This is a genomic window from Pseudomonas sp. P4_C4 (assembly GCF_056402055.1).
On sequence record NZ_JBFUID010000031.1, the window covers coordinates 46518 to 71821 of the forward strand.

Consider the following 25304-nt stretch of genomic DNA (forward strand, 5'->3'; position numbering starts at 1 on the left):
GGGCATTTCAATTATCACTGTATGTTAATATTATGCACATGCATCCACTGAGGAGCTAGCCATGATTGCAATAGGTGAGGCATGGAAGGCGGGGTTGTTGGGGCGAGAGCATTGGCTCCGCAATTTGGTGTCTGGCGTGATCGTCGGGGTCGTGGCGCTCCCCCTTGCAATGGCGTTTGCCATTGCATCTGGCGTCAAACCTGAGCAAGGCATCTACACCGCAATCATCGGTGGTCTGCTGGTTTCACTCTTTGGCGGAAGCCGCTTGCAGATTGCCGGGCCGACAGGTGCGTTCATCGTGATTCTGGCGGGGGTCACGGCCAAGCATGGTGTTGACGGTCTGCAAATCGCCACGATGATGGCGGGGGTCATGTTGTTATTGCTGGGGATGGCCCGCCTCGGTGCAATCATCAAGTTTATCCCTGACCCGGTGATAGTCGGATTCACTGCGGGCATCGGCGTGATCATCTGGGTCGGACAGTGGAAAGACTTTTTCGGTTTACCGAAGATCAGTGGAGAGCATTTCCATGAAAAGATCTGGCATTTGCTCCAGGCGCTCCCGGATCTTCACATGGCCACGACCCTGCTGGCGGTACTTAGTCTTTTGCTGGTCACAACCGCGTCCAGAATTCCCGGACTCAAACGGGTACCTGGCCCATTAGTCGCAATGGCAGTAGCTACAGCGATACAGTCAACCTTTCATTTCGAGGGGGTAGCCACGATTGGCAGTGCATTTGGGGGCATACCTCAAGGCCTTCCAGCGTTGAGCCTGCCTGAAATCACGTTGTCTCGCGTCATCGATTTGATTGGTCCGGCGTTCACTATCGCCATGCTTGGAGCAATCGAATCGCTGCTGTCCGCAATGGTGGCCGATGGCATGGCGGGCACCAAGCACGATTCCAATCAGGAACTGATCGGTCAGGGAGTGGCTAATCTGGTCACGCCATTGTTTGGCGGTTTCGCAGCTACCGGAGCCATTGCCCGTACTGCAACCAATATCCGTAACGGCGGCACGAGCCCGCTGGCCGGCATTACGCACGCGGTCACCTTGGTGCTTATTATTCTGTTTCTGGCACCTCTGGCCTCAAACATCCCACTGTGCGCTCTGGCCGCCATTCTTTTCGTGGTCGCGTACAACATGAGCGAGTTGAAGCACTTCAAACGCATGGTCCAGCGGGCTCCACGCGCAGACGTAGCTATTCTGCTCATCACTTTCAGCCTCACAGTGTTCAGTGACCTGGTGATCGCCGTGAATATCGGCGTCATTCTTGCGATGCTGCACTTCATGCGCCGCATGGCCTCATCTGTGGAGGTGCAACAGGTAATCGAGCACGAGCTTGAAGAAGAGCTGAGGGCCAATGGCCACACTCGCCTGCCGCCAGGGACATTGATTTATACGATTGAAGGGCCATTGTTCTTTGGCGCGGCTGAGACCTTCGAGCGAGTCTTGGCACAGACCCATACCGATCCACGTCTGCTGATTATTCGCTTGAAGCGTGTACCGTTTATGGATATCACTGGCTTGCAGGTGCTGGAGGAGGTCATTCAGCAACTGCACAAACGCAACATCGTGGTGAAACTCTGCGAAGCGAACACGAAGGTGCTCCACAAGCTCGATAGGGTAGGTATCTTGCAAGAAATCGGCACGGAGCATTACCACGCCGACTTCAACACCGCGCTGGCTAAAGCGGTCAGTATTGCAGAGGGCCCGTCGACCCTCTAGGGGCTTACCGCCCGTATCAGGTTATGACTTGGTAGTGGCAGCATGCTTACTTTTGGTCGAATAGCTGGCACCGTGGGTGTCCAGGTAGTCACGAATCAGTTGACGGACAACCTGCGAAGGTGTCAGGTCTTGTGCTGCACAGAGTTCCTCGAAGGCTTTTTTCTTGACGGGATCAATGAGCACAGTGAGGCGCGCAGTCTTGCTTTCCATAGGGTATTCAATCGCTCAAGTCGCTAGATGTTAATCAAATTGTAATTGCCTTGTCCCGTGCTGTCACTGTGCTGCTCGTTACTTCGACTTTACCCACAAGAAAAGATTTGGCTCTCACTGTGGGTGATGAGCCGGATCTGCTTCGACTCAGCGTGGATAATCCCCATCCCCTGCCTTATGTCCGGCTTTCAAAGCCCGGACGACATATCGACGGCCTTAACCAGCGATAGCGCATCCGGGTGAAAGATCAGGTTCAACTCACGATCAATCGTCGAGCCGCGCTGATCGATCCAAATACCGATCTCTTCAACGGCACAACCCAGGGCCATGATGTTCTGTTTAAGGCGGTGGAGCAGGGCGGGGGGAAGGTCGTTTGGCATGGCCGGTCCGCTACCGGTGCCACCTTCCTATGGCTAGGGAGACTGGGGCAATTAACTGTACGCGTCCGGCAAAGTCATCTGGCTGACTCCGCTAGTCCAGGGATGGTGTCCACCTGATTTTCAGGAAGGACAGCTAACCCTTGGCCGATGAGAATAACGAGACATTCGTTGTTAGATAATTGCGTTCGCGTGAACATTTTTACCTGCTTGTGCAGCAGAAGTTGGTAAGGAGTCTAAAATTGAAATTCCATAGGTCGGTCCATCCCATATCTGCGTAATGATGCGAGGGACCGTTGGCATGTAGGCGCCTCCAACACCGGTCCGGTGTTGGCTGAATGGATTTAAAATTGGAGGGAGCCATGAGCAATCTCATCGCCACCGGCGAGCCACCTGAAGCCGTTCGCCTCATAGTCAAGATTTACGCCTACTTGGTGCTCGCGGGATTTTCGTTGGTTCCGGCCTATCTGATTGGCTACTTATACTTCTTTCAAGACCCCAGCCTTACATTCGAGAATCACCTGTTCCATATCGTTGCGATCACGACAGCCACCTTGGCAGGCTTGTTTGTTACTTACGTAACGTGGCGCTGCTATCAGTCATCGGGAGATCCGCTGCTGCGATGGATGACGCTTGGTTTTCTCGGTTTTGTACTGATCTACGCGTTGCATGGTGCGTTCACTGGGCAAGCCCACCACAATATCTGGCTCTTCCTGCTCTATGGACCGGCCTCTCGACTGGTCATGTCGATTCTGCTGTTAGTTGGAATGCTGTCGTACCACCGCCCACCAGATGTCGCGGACCAACGAATGAAGGCCCGCCCGTGGTTGACCTGGATAGGACTGTTCCTGCTGGTTGACGTGGCAGTGGCGTACGTTGCGTACTCGTCGATCGCCGGCAATCTCGCGGTGCGCCTCTCGATGGAAGGTGGTGCCCTCGTTCTTTCCACATTGACCGTGATAATGCTCCTGCTGCGCCGTATCCGTTCGCCGCTGATGATGATTTTTGTCATCTCGGTTACCGCGTTCGCGCTGTCATCTTTCGCCTTCATCCTTGCACGTCCGTGGAACCATATGTGGTGGCTCGCTCATGCGATCTTCGCCGGTGGATTCTTCATGTTGAGCTATGGGGTAGTGCAAGCGTTCCTCACCACGCGGTCGTTCTCGAAGATTTACAGCCAAGAGGAGTTAATGGTGCGTCTTGCCGAAGCGATGGCGTACACCGAGAGTGCCCTGCAGGAACTCCAGCGCACCAATCAAGAACTCGGGCACCTTGCGGCGACCGACCCACTGACAGGTGCTGATAATCGGCGTCGGTTCATGGAGCGAGTCGAAGTCGAAATTGGCCGGACCGCGCGCGGCGGTGCGCCGTTCTCCGTGTTGGCACTCGATCTGGATAATTTCAAGTCCATCAACGATCGCTTCGGGCATCAGGTTGGCGATGACATCCTGAAGAGTTTCGTGGAGATATGCCTCGATTCGATCCGGCCATATGACGGCGTAGCCCGAGTGGGCGGGGAAGAATTCATGATACTGCTACCTCAGACTTCACTTGAAGGCGCGCACGTAATCGCTGAGCGTCTGCGAAGCACCGTTGCAAATAGTTCTTCTCATGGCCTGCCGCGGTCAACCGTGGTCACAGTTAGCATCGGCGTATCGCAATCTGGCCGCGACGGCGACACTATCGAGGTAATTCTGCGTACAGCCGATCAACGCCTGTATCACGCTAAACACGAAGGCCGTAACCGTGTGGTCACTACCGTCAAAACCAGCCTCCAACCTCTGCCCTGACCATTATCTCGACGTCGCTGAAAGCGTCGGCACCGATACCCAGCTTTGCGTCACAGCATCGGGTGTTGTTCGATCTCCACATTCTGAGCGCACCATTCACGACATACGACCGCTTTTGGCCGAGAGCGTGTAAAAACACAACTACGCTCAAAAGCCCTGTATCGAATGATTATTTCGTTGTACGTTGAGTCCGCGGGAGGCCTTGATCTGAAAGACCGTCCCTAGCCACAACACTCGCAAGGAATGCAGATGATCGATGGTCCCGCCGTTTTGACAGTCTTTTTGGTTTACCTGGCCGGTGTCGTTATTCCAGGGCCAAATTTCGTTGCAGTAGTCCACAAAGCGGTAGCTGCTACGCGGTCAGAAGCTTTGGCCTTGGTAGCAGGCATCGTATTGGTCAATTTATTCTGGGCCACCTGTGCAATCGCAGGTATTGGCGTTGTATTTGCTGCGTTCCCTTGGGCGGCGCTGATCGTAAAAATTCTGGGGGCAGCCTATCTGATGTGGTTTGGATTCCGACTGCTGCTCAAGGCCGGGAAGAGCGCGCTTGCCCCCTGTAATAATGCTGTCGTCGGAAACTTTCGGCAGTCATTCATTCAGGGGGTCGTTACGAACATTGGCAACCCTAAATCCATGGCCTTCTATGCCGCTATTTTCTCAGCGGCAGCCCCCACCCACGTTTCACCAAGCACGTTTTTGTCGATGCTGGCAGTCGTAGTGGTGGTTTCGATGACTTGGTATGGAGTGGTCGCAATCGCTCTTTCGCAACCTGAGATCGCTTCAGCGTATCGAAGGAGGAAAAAAGCTATTGATCGATTATGCGGTGGTTTGATTTTGTCTCTAGGGATCCGGCAGCTGGTTCAATAAGTCTACGATTGAGTATCTATCCAGCCCGAATACCCTTGCTATGATTTCTGAGGATTTCATCGCAAGGATCGCCCATGAAGCGCTTTATTCAAGGTGAACATCGGGGTCAAGGCACCTTGCTTCCGTCGAGCCTCGACGATTACGTCAGCGACACCAATCCGGTGCGTGTAGTCGACGTTTTCGTCGACGAACTCAACATTTGATCGTTGCGCATGAGGTCACCAACGTCGGCTCCGACTGCGCCATTAAACCGCAGCGCACACCGAGCACGGAGCGGCGAGTCCGGCGCTGGGAGCATGGAGCCAGCCCGGATGAAGTGAAGGTAAAGCTGGGGAAAATCCTCCAAGGCGCTGACCCTCCACATTCTGAGGCGGCGGTTCAAACACTGTTACACGACGCCGGATTCGGGGACGCGACTCGTTTCTTCCGCAGCCTGTTCTGGAGTGCTTGGTTGACGTGCAAAATGGTTTGAACCTGGACGCGACAGACAGTTTCTGGCCGGTTTCTGCCTACCGTGACGGGCAGAAACCGACCCAGGCTGCCGGTCATTTGTGTCTACAGCAGCAAGGACGATTCAGGTTGAAAATATGAGTAACGAAAGTCCACACACCAACGCCGAGCGTCTTCGTATTCCTCGCATTGTCTGGACGTTGGGTTTTGTCAGCCTTTTCATGGACCTGTCTTCTGAGTTGGTACACAGCTTGCTGCCGGTGTTTCTGGTTACGACATTGGGTGCGAGTGCATTGACCGTCGGGGTGATCGAGGGGATTGCCGAGTCGACCGCCATGCTCGTCAAGATTTTCTCCGGTGCTTTCAGCGATTTTATCGGGCGGCGCAAAGGATTGCTTTTGCTTGGATATGGTTTAGCCGCGTTGTCCAAACCCCTTTTTCCTCTGGCTCACTCGGTTGAAGTTTTCTTTACAGCGCGTTTTCTGGATCGAATTGGCAAAGGCATTCGAGGGGCACCACGAGATGCTCTGATCGCAGATGTGGCGCCACCAGAAATCCGTGGCGCCTGTTTTGGGCTGCGGCAGTCGATGGATACCGTCGGGGCTGTTCTTGGCCCTGCTCTGGCCATCGTGCTCATGTTATGGCTCGCAGATATACAGCTAGTCCTGTGGTTTGCAGTTATTCCGGCAGCAGTGGCGGTGGTTCTCATTGTCACAGGAGTAAAAGAACCCACACACCTCCCGACCGAACACACATTTCGATCTCCAATTCACTGGAGAGTCGTTGACGACTTCTCTTCCGGGTATTGGTGGATCGTCATCATTGGAGGGGTGTTTACGCTGGCTCGTTTCAGCGAGGCATTTCTGGTACTACGAGCGCAACAGACAGGCCTGTTGGTCGCCTGGATTCCGCTGGTGATGGTGGTCATGGCGCTTTTCTATACGTTGTCCGCTTACCCGGCCGGCTGGCTATCCGATCGGATCAGTCGAGCGAAGTTGCTCTATGTGGGGATGGTCTTGCTCGTCTTGGCGGATCTGCTACTGGCTCAATCCAGTTCTGTAATCATGATGATGCTGGGCGTTGCCTTGTGGGGGCTTCATATGGGGTTCAGTCAAGGCATTCTTGCGTCGTTGGTGGCCGACAATGCCCCCCATGCGCTCAAGGGCACCGCGTTCGGTATTTTCAATTTGGTCAGTGGTGTATGCATGCTGATCGCCAGTGTTCTTGCGGGCTGGCTATGGCAGCACTTTGGGGCAGGCAGCACGTTCCTCATGGGGGCGTTGCTTGCCGCAACGGCTCTGCTCATATTGTTGTTCAAGCAGCAGTAAGGTGTCCCGTGGTGTATTCACATCGGTCTGTGTCGACGTCAGCGTGACAAGGGATAGGGGATGATAGGCACGCACTTCCAAAACGGAGCCTATCCAAAGCGGTGAAGTACGCCCGTTCGTGAGCTCGAAATCGACGACCCACACTCGAAGCGGTTAAGAAGGGAGAGGAGTGTTTTTGGGTTGAAAGCATTAATAATCGACCGATTAATAATAGTCTACGCTCAACACAAACGGCTTGTCGATGGGCGTTGAAAAGGGGGGGTAGGTCAATCACATGAAGGACAGGTGCCGTATGGGCATCGACCTGGAAAGGTGAGTGCTGGCAATGAAGTATCCCGCTTATTTACGCCAATGATGCACACGGGAGGCGTTGATTGCACCCAGGCAGCTTTTGCGCACGACGCAACATGACGTTGCGCCATGTCCATATTCTCTCGGTGGGGCGTGCCGCCTATTTTGTGACCTGACAAACATCAGGCGGGTGACCTTTATTGGAAAGTCACCGCTGTCGAACCTCAGGAGTTCATGGCATGAGCGTTTCAACAAGCGGCACAGCAGCGGCGATAACAAAAGCTTCAATGACGAGGGGAATGGTGCTTCTCTTTGCGTTTTGTTGTGGTGCGATCGTGGCCAACATCTATTACGCGCAACCCATTATCAGCTTGATCGCCCCGGATATCGGCATGTCGAATGGCAGCGCCAGCTTTATCGTATCGCTGACTCAAATTGGTTACGCACTCGGATTGTTTTTCCTGGTTCCCTTGGCGGACCTCATGGAAAACCGCCGACTGATGATCGCGACGATCGTGGTTACAATCTTCAGCCTGATCGCCGCTGGTTTGGCCAGGCAGCCGAGTGTGTTTCTTGTCGTCTCGGCACTCATCGGTTTCAGCTCGGTCTCCGTGCAAATGCTGATTCCATTGGCCGCGCATCTGGCGCCGGAAGAGTCTCGCGGCCGAGTGGTGGGAGGGATCATGGGGGGCTTGCTGTTGGGGATCCTGCTTGCGCGGCCGCTGTCGAGCCTGGTTGCTGACCATTTTGGTTGGCGGGCAGTATTTATCGGCGCGGCTGCGTTGATGCTCGTCATCTCCATGGTGATCGGCATGACCATGCCCAAATGGCAACCGACCCATCGCGCGTCGTATGGTCAGTTGCTGAAGTCCCTTGGACAACTGTTTTGCCGCGAGCCGGTATTGCGTCAGCGAGCGCTCTATCAAGGGTTGATGTTTGCCGCGTTCAGTTTGTTCTGGACTGCTGTCCCCCTGGTGTTGAGCCGGGAGTTCGGCCTCACGCAAAGTCAGATTGCGATTTTCTCTCTGGTCGGCGCCATCGGCGCAATCGCCGCACCTATCAGTGGTCGACTCGCCGATGCAGGGCACACTCGACGAGCCTCACAGTTGGCCATGATATTGGGCGCAGTGAGTTTCCTGCCGGCCTTCATCAATCCTTTTTACGGTGTGATCGGGTTAGCGGTTACGGGTATCGCGCTGGATTTTGCCGTGCAGATGAACATGGTGCTTGGGCAACGAGCCGTCTACGCCTTGGGCACTGCCAACCGAGGCCGTCTGAATGCGTTGTACATGATCAGCATCTTCATTGGCGGGGCGATCGGCTCCTCGGTGGCCAGCTCGCTTTATGAACACTTCAGCTGGTTGGCGATTGCCGCCGTCGGAAGTGCATTGTCACTGGCCACTCTGACCGCGTTCTTGATGGTGTCCCGTAGAAGCGGGCAGACCCACTGAGTAAATCCGTCGCCTGGACAAGTGATTGGGGAGGGCGCCCCAAGTTAGTTATCAAATCCAATCAGTGAAATAGGCGCACCGTTCCCAGTCAGCGCCCGGTAACTCAAGGAGTGTCATGGACAAGCTGCTCGCATTGAAAATGTTCGTCCAGGCGGTGGATTCGAAGGGTTTTTCTTCTGCCGCACGACAATTAGGCATGGCTACGTCATCTGTAACTCGGATGATCGATGGGCTTGAGGCTGAACTGGGCGCTGTCCTGCTTAACCGCTCCACCCGTCAAATCTCATTGTCAGATGCCGGTGCCGCCTACTATTTGAAAGCGCGGGAGGTGCTCAACGCTGTGGCCGAAGCGGATGCCTCAGTCACTGACCGTGGGGAAGTCCCTGCAGGGCATCTGCGTATTTCTGTGCCGGTGGCGCTTGGACGTCGTCTCATTGCTCCGCATATCGCCTCGCTGTTGAAGCGTTACCCGCAGTTGGTGTTGGACATGACACTTTCTGACGACATCGTCGAATTGCTCGGCGAGCGCGTTGACCTATCGATACGGTTGGGATCGGCAGCAGCGATGGATGGTGTGGTCAGTCGTACCATCGGTCATTTTCGGCGTCGGGCGGTTGCCAGCGCCGCGTACTTGAATACGCATGGCTTTCCCGAACAGCCTCTGGACTTGCTGCAGCACGAGTGCATGCGCTTCAGTTACGGGTCAAAGCAGCAGGTTTGGACGTTCCAAAAGGACGGTGAGGAGACGCGAGTACCCATTGAAGGCCGCTTCAAAAGCAACAATGCGGAGGTTTTGCGCGAAGTTGTACTGTCCGGCGGTGGGGTGGCGCTGTTACCTGATTGGCTTGTCGACGATGATATCGACAGCGGCAACTTGACGTCGTTGTTCGAGTCTTTTGTGATCAATCCCAACGATGCAAGTTCGGCCATTTCCGCGCTGTATCTTCCCAATCATCGCGGCTCCAAACGCGTGAATGCTTTTATCGATTTCATCTGTGAATTACTGGGGCCTGAACACCTCCCCAGGAATTGATCTGCTGGCGTCCTCAGAAGCCGGGGCGGGTTCATAGCCAGCGCATTCTTTTGTTTTGTATGATGCCTCGATGAAGCTCTAGTGAGGCGTTATGCAAGACTCAAAAAACGTAGACGAGAAAGCGCCGGAAAAATCAGCGAACTCACAGGGTACCGTCAAAGCGGCGACTCGGCGCCTTTCGCCAGAGGTCCGGGAAAAGCAGATCGTGCAGAAAGCCATCGAGCACTTTGCGACGTGCGGATTCTCGGGAAGCACTCGTGAGCTGGCGCGGCAACTGGACGTTACCCAGCCGTTGCTCTATCGCTATTTCCCCAGCAAAGAAGCATTGATTGACCGTGTTTACGACGAGGTATATCGGTGGGATGCCTCTTGGGAGACGATGATCAAGGATCGTTCGCAACCCCTTCAGGCTCGCCTGGTTCGTTTCTATACTTCATACGCAAACGTGATTTTGCGGCGAGAATGGATTCGCATCTTCGTTTTCGCCGGGTTGACCCGTGAAGGCATCAACGATCGGTATCTGGCCAAATTGCGTGAGCGAGTCTTCATTCCTGTTATCGCGGAAATTCGCCACGCCCATGGTCTGGCGCCTTCCTCCGGTGAAACGATCAATGAAAAAGAGCTCGAACTGATCTGGAGTTTGCATGCCAGCATTTTCTATATTGGCGTGCGCAAATGGATCTACGATCTTCCAGTGACCGAGGACATTGACGCGCTGATAGAGCAGATGGTCGATGCGTTCCTCAATGGCGGTCCCCATGTATTGGCTCAAGTCGACAACGACCTCGGCGAAATGCCTCGTTTGAATTGATTTTTCCGCTTGCCCACCTAATGACATCCTGCTGCCACCCTTCTTTTTTGTCGACCACTCATCACCTGTTTCAGCCTTTAGCTGGATAGGTGGCGGGAGGGCGCGCACCCCGCTATTTCGCTCTGAAAAGCCCTTTCCAAACACCTGGAACTCGCCCTGCCGAGACGACACCACGACGTGGTTCAGGGGCTGTCCTCAAAAAATTTGGTCCTCCGGCTATTTACTTCAATTTCGTCAGGCCTTACTGTTTATCAACTGATAAATAACTACAAAAAACTGTTGGAGGCACCATGCAAGTCCGAAAACTCGCTCATTACTCGATCCGGTCGTTCGACCTGGAAAAGTCCAGCCAATTTTATGAAAGGGTGCTCGGTTTCACCCCTGGCTACCGGCCGCCGTTCGACTTTCCTGGCGTGTGGTTGTACATGGGAGGGGATGAGCAAGACTTTGGTACGGTCCACATTATCGGGATCGATCCCTCCAACCCCGAGGGTTTGAAGAAGTATCTCGGCGACAAAGAAATCCCGTTGAAGGGCACTGGAACCGTTGATCACATTGCTTTTCTGGTAACAGGCCTGGTTGAGTTCTGGAGCGTCTTCAAAGCGCAAGGCATTGCCTGGCGTGATCGCACCGTTCCGAGCCTGGGCCTGCATCAGGTCTTCATCGAAGATCCTTCAGGTGTCACCATCGAACTCAACTTCCCGGCCTCCGAGATTGAAGCCGTCGGTTCCTACACCGCCTATGCCGCTGCGACTGTGGAGGTGCAGCCATGATTAATATGTCGAACAAGCGCCGCGCTATTGTCGTAGGTGGTTCGCTGGGAGGTCTGTTTGCAGCGAACATGTTGCTACGCAAAGGTTGGGATGTAGAAGTCTTCGAACGTGTTCCGGACGAACTCGCTGGACGTGGCGCAGGGATCGTTACACATCCTGAATTGTTCGAGGCGATGGCTGCTGCGGGTATCCCACTCGATGCGTCGGTAGGTATCGATGTGCTGTTGCGCGTCACTTTGGACCAGGACGGCGATGTCGTACTCGAGAACGCGCTCCCGCAAACGCTGACTGCGTGGGGGAAGATGTACCAGGTTCTTCGCGCCGCTTTTCCAGACTCGCTCTATCGTTGCGGTGGCAGCGTCGCCTCGGTCGAAAGCACGGAGTCCCATGCCAGTGTCACATTGGCTGATGGCACAACTCATCAAGCGGACATCATTATTGCTGCCGATGGATTCCGGTCGACGATTCGCCAGCAGCTTTTACCTGACTTACACCTACAATACGCCGGCTATATCGCATGGCGCGGGTTGGTCGATGAAGGTGTTCTTTCCGACTCCGCCCACGCATCGCTCTTCGATAAATTTGCGTTCTGTTTACCCCCGCGCGAGCAAATTTTGGGGTATCCAGTTGCTGGCCAGTCGAACAGCACCCTTGCAGGAGAGCGTCGTTACAACTTTGTCTGGTACCGCACCAGCGGCGACGATGAGTTGAAGGATCTGCTCCGGGATGAGAGCGGTAAACAGTTTGAAGGTGGAATTCCTCCGGCACTGATACGTCGTGATGTGCTCGCCAATATGTATGAGTCCGCCGATACGCTACTTGCCCCGCAGTTTGCCGAAGTCGTGAAGAAAGCAACGCAACCGCTGTTCCAGCCGATTTACGACCTGGAAGTACCGAAGATGAATTTCGGACGAGTCGCTCTGCTCGGCGACGCTGCATTTGTGGTCCGTCCTCATTGCGGGATGGGGGTCACCAAGGCGGCCGGTGATGCCTTGGCAATCGTCGAAGCACTTGAGCGACATGCATCCGTTGAAGATGCCTTGGCGGACTACAGCGAACAACGCTGCCGTTTCGGCGCCTCGATAGTTCAGCACGCCAGGCATCTTGGCGCGTATATGCAGGCGCAATTGAAAAGCGAGGAAGAGCGCGAAATGGCTGAGTTGTACCGGACTCCAGAAGCCGTGATGCGTGAAACCGCAGTGCCCGTGAAGTTTTAATTCAGTTACACGCCCTTCGCAGGAGACAACCATGGAACATGCATATCCGCAAGACGGTGGCCCGGCCGTGTCCGCTGAACAGCTTGAAGACACAATTCAAAATCCGATTCTCGAAAACCCGCAGTTTCGTGCATTGGTAAAACAGCGACGAATATTTTCGTGGAGCATGACTGCTCTCATGCTGGCGGTATATTTCGGCTTTATTCTTTCGCTGGCCTTTATTCCTGCCCGCTTGGGTACACCTATCACCGAAGGTCAACCCATGACGTGGGGCGTGCCGATTGGCTTCGCAATGCTCGCTTTTACGGTTCTTCTCGTTGCTGTCTACGTATGGCGCACTAACACCTGCTACGACCCAAAAATAAAAACAATCATCAGGAGCTTCAAAAAATGAAGCGTCTTCTTATTACCTTCTCGGCCATCCTTACTTCGGCAACTGTATACGCGAGCGATGTCCCTGCCGCGGTGCCCAAACATAACCCCATTGCCATAGGCATGTTCCTGGCGTTCGTCGTATTCACTCTATTTGTCACACGATGGGCCGCGCGTAAAAACAATTGTGTTGCCGATCACTATGCGGCAGGCGGCAAAATTACCGGTTTCCAGAATGGTTGGGCCATCGCCGGAGACTACATGTCCGCAGCGTCGTTACTGGGCATCTCCGCCCTGGTTTTTACCAGTGGCTTCGACGGGCTGATCTACTCAATCGGCTTTCTTGCAAGCTGGCCGATCATTCTGTTCCTGATCGCGGAGCCATTGCGCAACCTTGGGCGCTACACCCTGGCGGACGTTCTGTCCTACAGGTTGAAGCAGAGACCCATACGGGCTTTTGCGGCGTCCAGCTCTATCGTGATCGTGCTGCTTTACCTGGTCTCTCAACTGGTAGGCGCTGGAAAACTGGTGGAACTGCTGTTCGGCTTTGATTACACCGCGGCTGTACTGCTCGTCGGTACGCTGATGGTCATCTATGTGTTCTTTGGCGGAATGCTGGCAACTACCTGGATTCAGATCATCAAGGCAGTGTTACTGCTGACCGGATGTGTTTTCATGGCTCTCATGGTGTTATCCGAGTTCGGATTCAGCCTGAACCAATTGTTCGCTCAAGCCACTCAGGTTCATCCATCCCATGGGGCAATCATGAGCCCCGGAGGTTTGATTACCGACCCAGTATCCGCCATCTCCCTGGGGTTGGCACTGGTCTTCGGTACGGCGGGTCTTCCACATATTCTCATGCGTTTTTTCACCGTCGGTGACGTTAAAGCCGCGCGCCAAAGCATTCTTTATGCCTCCGGTCTTGTCGGCATAGGGTATGCGCTGATTGTCATCATTGGCTTTGGCACCATCGCCCTGGTTGCGAGCAATCCTGCCTATCACGATGCATCAGGTGGAATATTGGGTGGCGTTAACATGGTTGCCATTCACCTCGCCCATAACGTCGGCGGTAATGTCTTCCTGGGATTCATGTGTGCGGTATCGTTCTCGACGATATTGGCGGTAGTGGCAGGGTTGACCCTGGCTGGCTCGTCAGCTGTTTCTCATGATCTCTATGCACATGCTTTGCGCCGCGGCACCGCCAGCGACCGTGACGAAATGCGCGTCTCTCGTGTTACGACCATCGTACTGGGTGTGTTGTCGATCATCCTGGCGATTGCATTTGAAAAGCAAAACATCGCCTTTATTGTGAGCTTAACGTTCTCCATCGCCGCAAGTTCCAACTTTCCGGTACTGTTGTTATCGATCTACTGGAAAGGCTTGACGACCCGTGGCGCCGTAATTGGCGGATCGTTGGGGCTGGTATCGGCAATCACCCTGTGCATTCTCAGTCCAACCGTTTGGGTCAAGATCCTTCATCATCAGCAAGCCTGGTTCCCTTATGAATATCCGGCCCTGTTTTCAATGGCCGTAGCATTCATCGGTATTTTCTGGTTTTCCATTACCGATCGCTCCGCCAGTGCCATCAGTGAGCGCAATCGATTCGAAAATCAGTTGGTCGACTCTGAACTGGGTACGCCGGCAACATGGAAGGCTCAACTCAAAGCTGATTGATCCATGTAGTGGCTGCCTGCAATAAATAATTTATGAATAACAGCGCTCATACTCCGTGCGCTGTTTGGAAATTTGTGCCTGAAAAATCGCTGAATAGTTAATACAAAAATAATAACCTCAACTTTGGTGCGCATAAATGAAATGTTCTTTTACCGTTGCGGCTGCCATGTGTGTATTGGCGCAGCAAGCCCATTCGGCTGGTTTCATTGATGATAGTAAGGCTGCGCTTAAACTGCGTAATTACTATATCAACAGCGATTATCGTGACTCTGCAACACCCGCGCAGAAAGCCGCCAATCAAAGTTATCAAGCGGAATGGGGACAGGCTTTCCAGCTGGAATTCATCTCCGGATACACCCAAGGCCCTGTAGGGTTCGGTGTCGATGCTTTAGGCATGTTGGGCGTAAAGCTCGATTCAAGCGCCGGCAAACATGGCAATCCAACGGGTACCAACTTCGGTGGTGTGGTGTTTCCAAGCGACGGCAACCATGCGGTTGACGATTTTTCCAGCCTGGGATTGACCGGGAAAGTGAAGATATCCAAGACCGAGTTGAAGCTTGGTACTCTGGTCCCGAAACTGCCGGTTATCTTCAGTAATGACGGGCGTTTGCTGCCGCAAACCTGGCAAGGAACCCAGGTTACCTCCGCGGACATCAAGGATCTGACCCTGGTAGGAGGGCAAATTGACGGGGTCAAGGGCCGGAACTCCAGCAATAACGAAAACATGTCAATCGCGGGTGCCAACAATCCTGTCACCGGTCGCTTCAGCAATAAATTCATTTATGCGGGTGGCGATTACAAACTGACCAAAGATCTGACCTTGCAATATTATTACGGCAACCTTGAAGATTTTTATAAGCAACACTTTCTAGGGCTGATTCATAACTGGGCAATAGGTTCGGGCGTTCTGACCAGTGATATTCGATATTTCAATAGCCAGGATGATGGTGCAAACGGCCATGACCCTGCTTACTTTACGACAGGCTACTACGGCGGTAATACGATAAAAGGCAAAGTTGACAATAACCTGTTCAGTGGATTATTTACCTATGCCGTTGCCGGTCACTCCTTCGGAGCCGGCTATGAGGTCAGCAACGGAAAAAGCGATTTCCCTTATTTAAACCAGGGTGACGGTCCGACCACTTACACCATCACGGAAATGCAGGTTCAGAAGTTCGTGCACGCTGGCGAGAAGTCCTGGCAAGCACGCTACGCTTTCGACTTCGCGAAACTGGGCTTGCCCGGTGCGACGGCGGGGGTTGTATACGTTAAAGGTGATGACATCAATACCATCGCTTCCAGCAATTCCAGTGAGTGGGAACGCGATATAACGCTGGCCTATGTCGTGCAATCGGGACCGTTAAAAGGCATTAGCGTCATGTGGAAAAACGCAATGGTACGAAACAACATCCCAAACACCCGCCAACAAGACGAAAATCGGATAATCATTAATTACCAATTGGCATTGTTTTAGGCGTTATCCGATAGAACGGAAGTGAAAGTATATTCAGCGGGTTAGCGGCCCGCTTAACTGACAGGCAGCGCTTTCAGGAGTGTTGCGTGTACATGCCGTTCTCTTCCAACGGCATGTCTTATAGAAGAGAAACATTTCCCTTGATTGGGGTAGGGCGGTGCAAGTGATCCTTCACCGCCTTTTTTTTATTCCGAGTGTGCGATAGGCGACCGATTCAGCACGTAAGGATCGCTCATGATCCCAACGCTTCCTGCCAGCCACGTCGAGCCAGCGGAAGATCAAGCAAACGCTTGCCGGTGGCATCGCTGATGGCGTTGCCCAGCGCTGCGGCCATGGGGCCCTGGACGATTTCCGCGGCACCGAGAAATGGCTGATCCGGCTGATCGATCATGTGGATCTCGACCTGTTTCGGCACCTCGGGAAAACGCATGATCGGATAGCCACTCCAATCGAAGCTATGCAGGCCACCGGCGTCATAGAGGATTCGTTCATAGAGCGTCCAGCTGGCGGACTGCACGATGCCGCCCTGAATCTGATTGAGCAGCCCATCGGGGCTGACAATTTGCCCCACATCGACGGCGGCAACCACCCGATCAATCGTCACTTGCCCGGTCTGGCGCTGTACATTCAACTGCACGGCGATGGCGCAGTAACCCATGATGTTTTTATAGCGTGCGAAGGCGAAGCCGATTCCACTGCCGGGGCCTGTTGCTTTTTGCGGCCAGCGGAACGCACTGGCCACGCGATCCACCACCGCCCGTGCTCGCGAATCGCTCAAGTGATTCAGGCGAAACTGCACCGGATCCACAGCGGCCCGAGCCGCCAGTTCATCCACCGTACTTTCGATGGCGAACACGTTGATATGAGCACCGAGCGAACGCATGGCCGAAGTCCTGAATGGCATGGTCAGCACAAAATTCAGGTCAACCTGCAGGTTGGGTATCTCATACAACGGAACCGCGTTACGGTCGCCGTCACCCTCGGGTTGGGCGATCGGGACTGAAGGAGCAGGGGTGAAAGGTTTGGCCAATAGCCACGCCGGTAACAGACGCCCGGCATTGATGATGCGTTCGTTGTGCGGAGTACTCCAGAGCTCGTATTTCCAGTCACGAAGACGCCCACTGTCATCCAGTCCCGCTTCCACTTCGGCCAGCATTGCCGAGCTGTAGGGCTCCCAGAGATTTTCCTGTTCGCGCATCCATTGCACCCGTATTGGTTTGCCAGGCAGGGCCATGGCGATCAACGCGGCATCGGCGGCGGCGTCATCGGCGCCGTTGTGACCATAGCAGCCGGAGCCTTCAGCATGGATGCAGCGTACCTGCTGCACAGGCAGACCTAGCATCTCGGCGATGCCCATGCGCAGAGGATAAACACCCTGGGTGTGGGTCCAGACGGTCAGCGTCCCATCCTTGAACCACGCCACAGCGCAAGACGGCCCGATGGAACCGTGCATCAGGTATTGCTTGGTCACCCGTGCCTTGTACGCACGCGACTCAGGTTGCGTGAGGTTACCCTTGGCGCTCACCGGGTAGCGCCGCGCTGGCAGCTCGGTGAGGAGTTGATGGATATGTGTCGAGTCAGGTAGCGGATTACCTTCTGTCCAGCGGGCAGTGCCGTAGCCCTCGCGCATCGCTTTGACCGCCAGCCATTCATCGGAGGCGACCACGGCGAGGTAACTGCCGTTACGGACCAGCTTCACCACACCGGGGAGTTTGTTGAGGGCGGCCTCGTCAATGTCCAGTAGCTGACTGCCGCGCCGGGGGGGACGTATCACGCGAGCATGCAGCATATCGGGCAGGCGCATGTCCTGCACATAGGCCGCACCGCCGCTGACCTTGGCCGGGATGTCCAGCCGAGGCAATGATTTGCCGATCAGGGTGAAACTGCTGGCTGGCTTGAAGGGGGAACTCGCCGATGCGAAGCGATGCAATTGAACCCCGACCACCGCTTGTATGTAGGTCATGCTGCGGCCTTGCCCATCGTAGATCACAGCGTCCCGCGTGCTCAGGCTGTCGATGTTGCATCGCCATTGGCGTGCCGCGGATTCGAGTAACAACTGACGCACCTGGGCCGCGGCGTTGAACAATGCAGTGCCGCTGTCGACGATCGTATGGCTGCCGGCGGTATAACCCTCATTGGGTGTCAGCGCAGTGTCGGCAGTGAGAAAACGGATGAGACCAGGTGATACTTCCAGGCGTTCAGCGGCGATTTGCAGGAGCGCGGTCTTGACGCCAGTGCCCAGCTCCACTTTTCCGGTGTAGACGGTGATGCCGTCTTTCGCGTCTATGCGGATCCAGGCGTCCAGATTGGGCGTGGCCCGCAGGCTGCCTGGCAGATCCGGCGCCAGGATCGCCGTCCCCAAGGTGTCCACTTCGGTGTCAGCGAAGGCACGCGGGATACCCGGGAGCATTGCGAATCCCATCACCAACGTGCCGTTTATCACGAAGGCGCGGCGGCTCAGATCGACGTTTTGCGCAGAGGATTTCATACCTTGCCTCCCTGCGCGATGACCGACTTGATAGCGGCAAGGATCCGCACATGAGTGCCACAGCGGCACAGGTTGGGAGCCATGTGGCGACGGATCGTTTCATCGTCCGGATGAGGGTTCGCCTCCAATAGAGCCTGCGCTCGTACGATCATCCCCGCGATGCAATAACCACACTGGGCCGCCTGTTCGTCGATAAAGGCTTTCTGCAACGGCCCCGGGTTGTCGGCGCTGCCCAGACTCTCCACTGTGCGCACTGATTTGCCTGCCAGCGCGCCGCAGGGTGTCAGGCATGAAAAAACCGGTTTATCGTTCACTAAAACGGTGCAAGCGCCGCACTGACCCAAACCGCAACCGAATTTCGTGCCATTGAGCCCTACCTGGTTGCGCAGGGCATACAGCAGCGGCATGTCTTGCGGGATGTCCAGTTCATGCGTCTTGCCGTTGATGTCGAGTGTGATCACGGTTGCTACTCCTGAGCCCGAATGCTCTTGATTGTCTTGTCGAGGTCCGTCCAGGGTCTGGTCGGGCAGCTCTCGTTGCGCAAGTACTCGGCAATTGCGGCGAGGTGGGAGTCATCCAGACTGTCTGCGAACGCAGGCATGTAGTGGCTGGTAGCGGCGGTGGACATCGGGATGCCCTGCAGGATGGTTTGGATCAGGTTACGTGGCGAGTCCGCCGTCACTGCGCTGGTGTTTGCCAGAGCGGGCCTCGATTCAATGGCGCGCATGGGGGCGGCGGAGCCGTGGCAACTTGCGCAGGCACCGTCGAACAGCGACGCACCCGGCAACGCCTTGGCACTGGGCTTGGCCTCAGGGGAGCAGGGCGGTAACGTCACGTCCGAAGAGGTTTTTTTGAGGTCAAGAATATAGCGGGCGATGGTATGGGCATCTTCCACCGGCAATTGCGCAATGCTCAGGCTGACCGGCAACATCGGGCCCGCCGCCGCACTGTGATCTTCGGCGACCTTGCCCGTCAGATAGGCGACCAATTGGGCTTCATTCCAGGGGTGTTGCGCTTCGGCCATCCCGCGCAGGGAGGGGGCCGTCCAGCCGTCGACGATACTGCCATTGAACAGTTCGCTGCTCTTCTCGCCGCCTATCAGATTCAGGGGCGAATGGCAGGATGAACAGTGTCCCGCGCCTTCGACCAGATAGCGTCCGCGGTTCCATTGCGCTGACCGGTCGGGAAGTGGTTCCAACGGATCCCCATGCAGGAACAGCAAGTTCCAGAAAGACACCAGCGCACGGAAGTTCATGGGGAAAACCATATGGTTTTCAGGTGCGGTGTATTTGACCGGGTCCACGCTCATCAGGAAGGCGTAGGCATCCGCGATATCGGCATCACTCAACTTTCGATAATGCACGTACGGGAAAGCCGGATAGAGAAAGTGACCGTCGCGGGCGATGCCTTCACGCATGGCTCGTTCAAAGGCCTCCAGCGACCACTTGCCGATACCGGTTTCCCGGTCCGGGGTGATGTTGGTGGTGAAGAGTGTTCCGAAGGGCGTTTTCAATGGCAATCCGCCCGCCATGTAATCGCCTCCTGGCCGCGTGTGGCAGACCGCGCAGTCTCCCGCTTCGACGATGCGCCGGCCTCTGTCCAGGGTTTCGCGTCCGGCACTCTGAGGCTGGCTGGCAGTAGCTATTTCCGGCCTCCAAATCATCCAGAACGCGAACCCTATCCCCACCACGCCAAGCGCCAGAACGGCACCGATGATCGTCTTGCGCTTCATCGCCTAACCTCTCGAACTGAGTAAACGACAGATTTTTCAATCCGCCGCGTGCGATTGGCGTACGGCGACTTTCTGCTCAGAGAGCTTAAACAGGGCGCTTGTGATGGAGTACCCCATCAAGGCGCAACGCTACATTGCGCCGGGCGCAACGACGGCAGTGCGCCGGCGCGCAGATCACCTCATCGTTGCGTTTTGCGAAAAGCAACGTTGCGTGGCAGGCGGATTCTCCGGGGGGCGCCGGACGCTTACCTTGGGGATGTGAAAACATTCAACCAAGGAGACCGTCATGAGTTTGCACTCATCCACTATTCAGGTGACTTACGACTTCATCTGCCCATGGTGCTGGATCGGTGAGGTGAATCTCGAACGCGCGCTTGCCGCTTCGGTTTTTTCAACTGACCGCCAAATCAGTTTCCTGCCTTACCAATTGAACCCGGACATGCCTGTTCGAGGCATGGATCGTAAAGCCTATCGTTCTGGCAAATTCGGCAGTTGGGCGCGCAGCCAGGCCATGGACGCGCAGGTCACCCACGCCGGTAAGGCCGTCGGCCTTGGCTTCCATTATGAGCGTGTCGAAACAACCCCCAACACCATGGCAGCGCATCGGTTGGTATGGCGGGAGCAACAGGCGGGTAAAGACGCTTCATTCCTGGTCAAGGCCATTTTCAAGGCGTACTTCGGCGAGGGGCGGGATATCGGCGACCTTGATGTGTTGGCCGATATCGGTGGCGAAACAGGGCTCGACCGAGGGGCCATTGTCGACTTTCTCAACACCGATGAAGGCACTGCTGAAGTCTTGAAACTCGAAGAGCAAATCAAGGCGTCCGGGGTGCGCTCGGTGCCGAGTATTCAGATCGCGGATGACGTGATCAGTGGCGCGCAACCCACCGAAATAATGATCCAGATACTGAAACGAAACCAGGCAGCTTGAGCCGCTTGTTCAATCCCGATCCATTCAGGAAATCATCATGTCTCGTCACTTGTTCAGCCCAATCAAACTCGGCCAACTCAACCTCAATCACCGTGTCGCCATGGCACCTCTGACTCGCTCACGGGCGGGGCAGCCCGGCAACGTACCGACATCGATGAACGTCGAGTACTACCGCCAGCGCGCCAGTGCCGCGTTGATCATTACCGAGGCTACTCAGATTTCGCAGCAGGGTCAGGGTTACGCCTGGACGCCCGGCATCCATAGCGACGAGCAGATTCACGGCTGGAAAGCGGTCAGCGAAGCCGTGCATGCAGAGGGTGGGCGCATTTTCCTGCAGCTCTGGCATGTGGGGAGGGTGTCACACCCCGTGTTTCAACCCGACGGCGGCTTACCGGTGGCACCGACCGCACAGCCGGTCCCCGGCAAGACCTTCATCCTGAATGAGAAGGGTGAGGGGGTGTGGGGTGATGTACCTGTACCTCAGGAACTGGACATTCCGGGGATCGAAGCGATCGTTTCCGACTTCCGCAAGGCCGCGCGCAATGCGCTTCTGGCCGGTATGGACGGCGTGGAAATCCACGCGGGCAATGGCTACCTGCTGGACCAATTTATCAACAGCGATAGCAATCAGCGTAGCGATCGCTACGGTGGAAGTATTGAAAACCGTGCGCGGCTACTGCTCGAAGTCGTGCAAGCGGTGACCGAAGAAATAGGTGCCGAACGCGTTGCTGTGCGCCTGACACCGATGGGACGTTTCATGGGGATGGGCGATGACACCCCGGAACAGACCTTTGGCTACATTGCTTCCCGGCTCAATCAATGGAATCTCGCTTACCTGCACCTGGTGGAACCGATGATGGTCGGCACGGTGCTCGATGAAAGTAATGATCCGCGCTGGGACGCCATCATCAAACAGCTGCGTACTGACTTCCACGGCGTTCTGATGCTGGCAGGTGGTTACAACGGAGAAACCGCTGAACTGGCCATCGCGCAGGGGCGTGCCGACCTCATCGCTTTCGGTCGGCCGTTCATTGCCAACCCCGACTTGCCGGCTCGCCTGCGCGGGCGCACCGAGCTCAATCTGGCGGACGGCAACAGCTTTTTTGGTGGCGACGCCAAGGGGTACATCGACTATCCGGCGCTGGCATAACGCAGCTCAAAACCGGTTGGTGTGGGAATCACCACTCTGCAAGGAGAAGGGTAATGAAGAGTCTGGATGTTCCAAAGGCCCTGGTCATTGGTGGTTCTCTGGGAGGACTGTTTGCCGCCACGGCGTTGCGGGCGATTGGCTGGCAGGTCGATGTTTTCGAGCGATCCCCCGCGGCAATGGATAGCCGTGGCGGTGGCATTGTTCTGCAAGCGGATGTCTTGCAGCATTTCCGCTACACGGGTATCCAACATACCCGTGCGCTAGGTGTCCGGTCCTATGATCGTCTGTATCTGGATCGAGCCGGTACCGTCGTGCATAAAGAACCGATGCCGCAAACGCAGACGTCCTGGAACACACTGTACAGCTCATTATTTTCTGCATTTCCTGTCGAGCATTATCACCGTGGCAAGACGCTGGTGGATCTGGCTCAGAATGAGCACCGAGTGACCGCGTTTTTTGCCGACGGCAGTCGTGCCCAGGCAGACCTGCTGGTGGGGGCCGATGGTGCGGGTTCATCTGTGCGAAGTATAGTGTTGCCCGGGGCGCAACATAGCTATTCGGGCTATGTGGTTTGGCGTGGACTTGTCGATGAAGACCGACTTCCTGACTTCGCCAAGACGCAGCTTTACCAGGATTTTGTTTTTCAACAGGACCCTGGATCGCTGATGTTGGAATACATGGTGCCGGGCTTGAACGGCTCCGTTGATCCTGGCGAGCGCCGGTTCAACTGGCTGTGGTATTTGAAAGCCGCGCAAGGGCCGGAACTGGACGCCGTGCTCACTGATCGCGACGGCCAGCGGCGTAGCCACTCCATTCCACCGGGGGCTTTGGCTGCGGAGCAGGAGGCTTACATACGGGAAATGGCGGAGCGGCATGCGAACCCGGCTTTTCGCGAATTGATTCGCCAGACCAAGGACATTTTTGTCCAGGCGATCCTTGATCTCAACGTTCCTCAAATGGTGTTCGGACGTGTGCTGTTGACCGGCGATGCCGCTTTTGTGCCGCGACCTCATACCGCCGCAAGCACGGCCAAGGCGGCCCGCAATGCACTGTTCCTGGCGCAAGCAATCGACAACATTGGCGACCTCGATAAAGCCCTGCAGGCCTGGCAAAAACAGCAACTTGCAGAAGGCAGGCGCATGGGGGACAGGGGGGTGAGCATGGGCAATCGGATCATGGGCATCACTCCATCCTGATTCAGGGGCTCATATCGGGCTTGATCCACTACTGATTGAGCACAGCCATGCAAGACGTACGACGCCTGGTCATGCACAGTCGCTACCTTTCCTTTTCTATCCCGGACGCCGTTTATGGATAAGTTGCTGGCGCTCAAAATGTTTGTCGAAACCGTACGCTGTGGTGGTTATTCGTCAGCGGCGCGCAAACTTGGTATCTCCACTTCGTCTGTGACTCGGCAGGTAGCGGGGCTGGAAAGCGAGCTGGGCGCCAGCTTGTTGAACCGCACCACGCGCAACACAAGCGTCACGGTGGCGGGGCAGAACTATTACGAAAAGGCAGTGGTGATCCTCGAGGCCATCGACGAAGCGGATGCCGTCGTGACCGACCGTGGCAGCAAAGCTCAAGGACGCTTACGGGCCAGCGTCCCGGTGGAATTCGGCCGACGCATCATCGCTCCTCATCTGGGGCGACTGCTGGATCGTCATCCCGGCCTGGAGATCAGCCTCTCGCTGAGCGACGAGGTCAGTGACCTGCTCAGCGAGCAAATAGATGTGTCAGTGCGTCTTGGTTCATCGGTCGTCAGTGATGACATCGTCAGCAAGCGCCTGGGCGATTTCCAGCGTTGGGTTGTGGCGAGTCCCGAATACCTGACGCGTACCGGACTGCCCCGACACCCCCGTGACCTGTTGGAGCATCAATGCCTGCGTTTTGATTACTGTACGGGCCACCACAGTTGGACATTCCAGGGCGATGAGGAAATCATTCGCTTGAATGTGCAGGGACGGCTGCAAAGTAACAACGCCGACATTCTGCGCGAGGCAGCGTTGGCCGGGGGTGGGGTGACGCTATTGGCTGATTGGCTGGTGCGAGACGATGTCAGCGCAGGTCGCCTGACGCGCGTGCTGGAGCAGTATGAGGTCAACCCTGGCAGTGCGAGCACTTGTATCAATGCGCTGTACCTGCCCAATCATCGTGGTTCCAGTCGCATCAATGTGTTCATTGAGTTTCTTCAGGAAATACTCGCCCCCTGAGCACGTCCTGTGCATTTGGCAAGCCAGCCCGGGCGTCATCGGTGTCATGGTTTCAGCTGAGCCGAATGTCCAGTGCGCGAAGATAGGTCTGCAAGCCTGCATCCTGAGTGGGGATCAAAAATGCTTCATGATCCGATTCGTTGAAATGAGCGTGCCTCAGAACCTGCAGTGGGGATCTGTCTCAGTACACCATTTAACTTATGGGCGATGACCGATGTTCATAAGCGGCTGTAACCCTGGATTTTGAGACCCGTTAGCCAGAAACCGGGTTAGAGTGTTCATCAATGTCTGTTCATAAGGGCCCTCCACTCGATTCGCGTAGTCGCGCCAAGCGGTTCCAGCGAACGAACAGGGCAAAAAAACCGTATATCAATCGTTATGTGAAAAATGAATCGTCCGCTGTTTGTTTCTCTAGATGGGCCCAAGGGAGCCGGCAAAACCACACTTTTGGAAGCCGTTACGAAAGTACTGAGGGCAGACAACAAAAAGGTGATCCGACTTTGCGAGAAAAAAAGCGATCCCTATAGGGGTGAAACAATGACCCTTGTGAACAAACTCGTCAGAAATCCCACCCGGGATTTGGAGTTGGAGGTTTGTGAGCGCTTTGCTGATAGCCGTACCTGGATTTCCCAGCACGTGCTGGCTAAACAGCCACCAGGCAGCATTATCTTGATCGATCGCTGGTACCCGTCTGATGCCGCGTTTCGCCGGATAGTCCCGTTTGCAGAGATTCTACAGTTGAACATCGATCGAAACGTGCGAGTGCCAGACCTGCATGTCGGGGTTGTCACCGCCCCTGAAATTTCATGGGCGAGGGCAGCGGCACGACGGCGTGGGCTGAGCAGTACTGTGATCCATAAGCTGGAAGAACATGTTGCTTGTACCAAGGCGTTCGAGCGAGCGATTGTAAATCACGGCTGGGTTTTATGTCGTAATGAAGGAACGATCGAAG

The 25304-nt window shown here is 55.4% G+C and carries 23 protein-coding genes and 3 pseudogenes; 20 read left to right on the plus strand and 6 right to left on the minus strand.

The genetic code is table 11. The features are described 5' to 3' along the window. The first annotated feature begins 61 nt into the window (after positions 1 to 61). Positions 62 to 1723 (plus strand): SulP family inorganic anion transporter, encoded by a 1662-nt coding sequence (locus AC1DXW_RS17180; RefSeq protein WP_477760240.1) that lies wholly within the window; start codon positions 62 to 64, stop codon positions 1721 to 1723. A gap of 21 nt (positions 1724 to 1744) precedes the next feature. Here AC1DXW_RS17180 and AC1DXW_RS17185 read toward each other — a convergent pair whose 3' ends face one another. Both AC1DXW_RS17185 and AC1DXW_RS17190 read right to left on the minus strand, forming a co-directional pair. Beyond that, complete coding sequence (locus AC1DXW_RS17185; protein ID WP_477757018.1) at positions 1745 to 1933, minus strand: CopG family transcriptional regulator; 189 nt, start codon at positions 1931 to 1933, stop codon at positions 1745 to 1747. A 188-nt stretch (positions 1934 to 2121) separates the two neighbouring features. Beyond that, a complete protein-coding gene (locus tag AC1DXW_RS17190) occupies positions 2122 to 2313 on the minus strand; it encodes a hypothetical protein (protein ID WP_477760241.1) in 192 nt (63 codons plus the stop codon). 359 nt (positions 2314 to 2672) lie between these two features. Between AC1DXW_RS17190 and AC1DXW_RS17195 the strand changes: the two genes are divergently transcribed. The 13 genes and pseudogenes from AC1DXW_RS17195 (at position 2673) to AC1DXW_RS17255 (ending at position 15841) form a co-directional block, all read left to right on the plus strand. Beyond that, on the plus strand, positions 2673 to 4100 hold the full coding sequence (locus AC1DXW_RS17195) for a sensor domain-containing diguanylate cyclase (protein ID WP_477756769.1): 1428 nt from the start codon (positions 2673 to 2675) through the stop codon (positions 4098 to 4100). Between the two features lie 249 nt (positions 4101 to 4349). Next, a complete protein-coding gene (locus AC1DXW_RS17200) occupies positions 4350 to 4967 on the plus strand; it encodes a LysE family translocator (RefSeq protein WP_477760242.1) in 618 nt (205 codons plus the stop codon). Positions 4968 to 5041: 74 nt separating this feature from the next. Then, positions 5042 to 5167, plus strand: a pseudogene (locus AC1DXW_RS17205) (hypothetical protein); the annotation flags it as partial. Between the two features lie 83 nt (positions 5168 to 5250). Next, positions 5251 to 5439 (plus strand): annotated as a pseudogene (locus AC1DXW_RS17210) (SAM-dependent methyltransferase); the annotation flags it as partial. A 115-nt stretch (positions 5440 to 5554) separates the two neighbouring features. After that, a complete protein-coding gene (locus tag AC1DXW_RS17215) occupies positions 5555 to 6745 on the plus strand; it encodes an MFS transporter (RefSeq protein WP_477756551.1) in 1191 nt (396 codons plus the stop codon). Positions 6746 to 7275: 530 nt separating this feature from the next. Beyond that, positions 7276 to 8487 (plus strand): MFS transporter, encoded by a 1212-nt coding sequence (locus AC1DXW_RS17220; protein ID WP_477756550.1) that lies wholly within the window; start codon positions 7276 to 7278, stop codon positions 8485 to 8487. Positions 8488 to 8602: 115 nt separating this feature from the next. Further along, on the plus strand, positions 8603 to 9520 hold the full coding sequence (locus tag AC1DXW_RS17225; protein ID WP_477760243.1) for a LysR family transcriptional regulator: 918 nt from the start codon (positions 8603 to 8605) through the stop codon (positions 9518 to 9520). A gap of 91 nt (positions 9521 to 9611) precedes the next feature. Then, positions 9612 to 10331: a TetR/AcrR family transcriptional regulator gene (locus tag AC1DXW_RS17230; RefSeq protein ID WP_477760244.1), complete on the plus strand. Its 720-nt coding sequence runs from the start codon at positions 9612 to 9614 to the stop codon at positions 10329 to 10331. A 290-nt stretch (positions 10332 to 10621) separates the two neighbouring features. Continuing rightward, positions 10622 to 11104 carry a VOC family protein gene (locus AC1DXW_RS17235; RefSeq protein WP_477757014.1) on the plus strand — a complete coding sequence of 161 codons (483 nt, stop codon included), beginning with the start codon at positions 10622 to 10624 and terminating at the stop codon, positions 11102 to 11104. Next, the gene (locus AC1DXW_RS17240) at positions 11101 to 12321 is read left to right on the plus strand and encodes an FAD binding domain-containing protein (RefSeq protein WP_477760245.1); all 1221 of its coding nucleotides are present in this window, start codon (positions 11101 to 11103) and stop codon (positions 12319 to 12321) included. The genes AC1DXW_RS17235 and AC1DXW_RS17240 overlap by 4 nt, the downstream gene beginning before the upstream one ends. 31 nt (positions 12322 to 12352) lie before the next feature. After that, the gene (locus tag AC1DXW_RS17245) at positions 12353 to 12715 is read left to right on the plus strand and encodes a DUF485 domain-containing protein (protein ID WP_477760246.1); all 363 of its coding nucleotides are present in this window, start codon (positions 12353 to 12355) and stop codon (positions 12713 to 12715) included. Next, the gene (locus AC1DXW_RS17250) at positions 12712 to 14367 is read left to right on the plus strand and encodes a cation acetate symporter (protein WP_477756666.1); all 1656 of its coding nucleotides are present in this window, start codon (positions 12712 to 12714) and stop codon (positions 14365 to 14367) included. Before AC1DXW_RS17245 ends, AC1DXW_RS17250 begins: the two co-directional genes overlap by 4 nt. Positions 14368 to 14503: 136 nt before the next feature. Continuing rightward, positions 14504 to 15841, plus strand: coding sequence for an OprD family porin (locus tag AC1DXW_RS17255; protein ID WP_477760247.1), 1338 nt, complete (start codon positions 14504 to 14506; stop codon positions 15839 to 15841). A gap of 232 nt (positions 15842 to 16073) precedes the next feature. Here the strand turns inward: AC1DXW_RS17255 and AC1DXW_RS17260 are convergent, their stop codons facing one another. From AC1DXW_RS17260 to AC1DXW_RS17270, 3 genes are read right to left on the minus strand one after another with little or no spacing between them, the layout of a single operon-like run. Further along, positions 16074 to 18329: a xanthine dehydrogenase family protein molybdopterin-binding subunit gene (locus tag AC1DXW_RS17260; RefSeq protein ID WP_477760248.1), complete on the minus strand. Its 2256-nt coding sequence runs from the start codon at positions 18327 to 18329 to the stop codon at positions 16074 to 16076. After that, positions 18326 to 18790, minus strand: coding sequence for a (2Fe-2S)-binding protein (locus AC1DXW_RS17265; RefSeq protein WP_477754954.1), 465 nt, complete (start codon positions 18788 to 18790; stop codon positions 18326 to 18328). The genes AC1DXW_RS17260 and AC1DXW_RS17265 overlap by 4 nt, the downstream gene beginning before the upstream one ends. A 5-nt stretch (positions 18791 to 18795) precedes the next feature. Next, positions 18796 to 20061, minus strand: coding sequence for a cytochrome c (locus AC1DXW_RS17270; protein ID WP_477754953.1), 1266 nt, complete (start codon positions 20059 to 20061; stop codon positions 18796 to 18798). 286 nt (positions 20062 to 20347) lie between these two features. On the opposite strand from AC1DXW_RS17270, the gene AC1DXW_RS17275 reads away from it, so the two are divergent. The 4 genes from AC1DXW_RS17275 (at position 20348) to AC1DXW_RS17290 (ending at position 24352) form a co-directional block, all read left to right on the plus strand. Beyond that, positions 20348 to 20992: a DsbA family oxidoreductase gene (locus AC1DXW_RS17275; RefSeq protein ID WP_477760249.1), complete on the plus strand. Its 645-nt coding sequence runs from the start codon at positions 20348 to 20350 to the stop codon at positions 20990 to 20992. 37 nt (positions 20993 to 21029) lie between these two features. Continuing rightward, a complete protein-coding gene (locus AC1DXW_RS17280; RefSeq protein ID WP_477754951.1) occupies positions 21030 to 22142 on the plus strand; it encodes an alkene reductase in 1113 nt (370 codons plus the stop codon). A 53-nt stretch (positions 22143 to 22195) separates the two neighbouring features. Beyond that, entirely contained in the window at positions 22196 to 23338 is a 1143-nt protein-coding gene (locus tag AC1DXW_RS17285; protein ID WP_477754950.1) for an FAD binding domain-containing protein, read from the plus strand. 114 nt (positions 23339 to 23452) lie between these two features. Then, positions 23453 to 24352, plus strand: a complete 900-nt coding sequence (locus tag AC1DXW_RS17290) for a LysR family transcriptional regulator (RefSeq protein WP_477754949.1) — start codon at positions 23453 to 23455, stop codon at positions 24350 to 24352. 52 nt (positions 24353 to 24404) lie between these two features. Here the strand turns inward: AC1DXW_RS17290 and AC1DXW_RS17295 are convergent. Beyond that, a pseudogene (locus tag AC1DXW_RS17295) lies at positions 24405 to 24506 on the minus strand (cupin); the annotation flags it as partial. A 130-nt stretch (positions 24507 to 24636) separates the two neighbouring features. Between AC1DXW_RS17295 and AC1DXW_RS17300 the strand changes: the two are divergent. Together AC1DXW_RS17300 and AC1DXW_RS17305 are read left to right on the plus strand one after the other, a co-directional pair. Next, positions 24637 to 24879 (plus strand): hypothetical protein, encoded by a 243-nt coding sequence (locus AC1DXW_RS17300; protein WP_477754948.1) that lies wholly within the window; start codon positions 24637 to 24639, stop codon positions 24877 to 24879. After that, on the plus strand, positions 24800 to 25304 hold a 505-nt coding region (locus AC1DXW_RS17305), incomplete at its 3' end, for a nucleoside/nucleotide kinase family protein (RefSeq protein WP_477760250.1). The genes AC1DXW_RS17300 and AC1DXW_RS17305, both read left to right, overlap by 80 nt.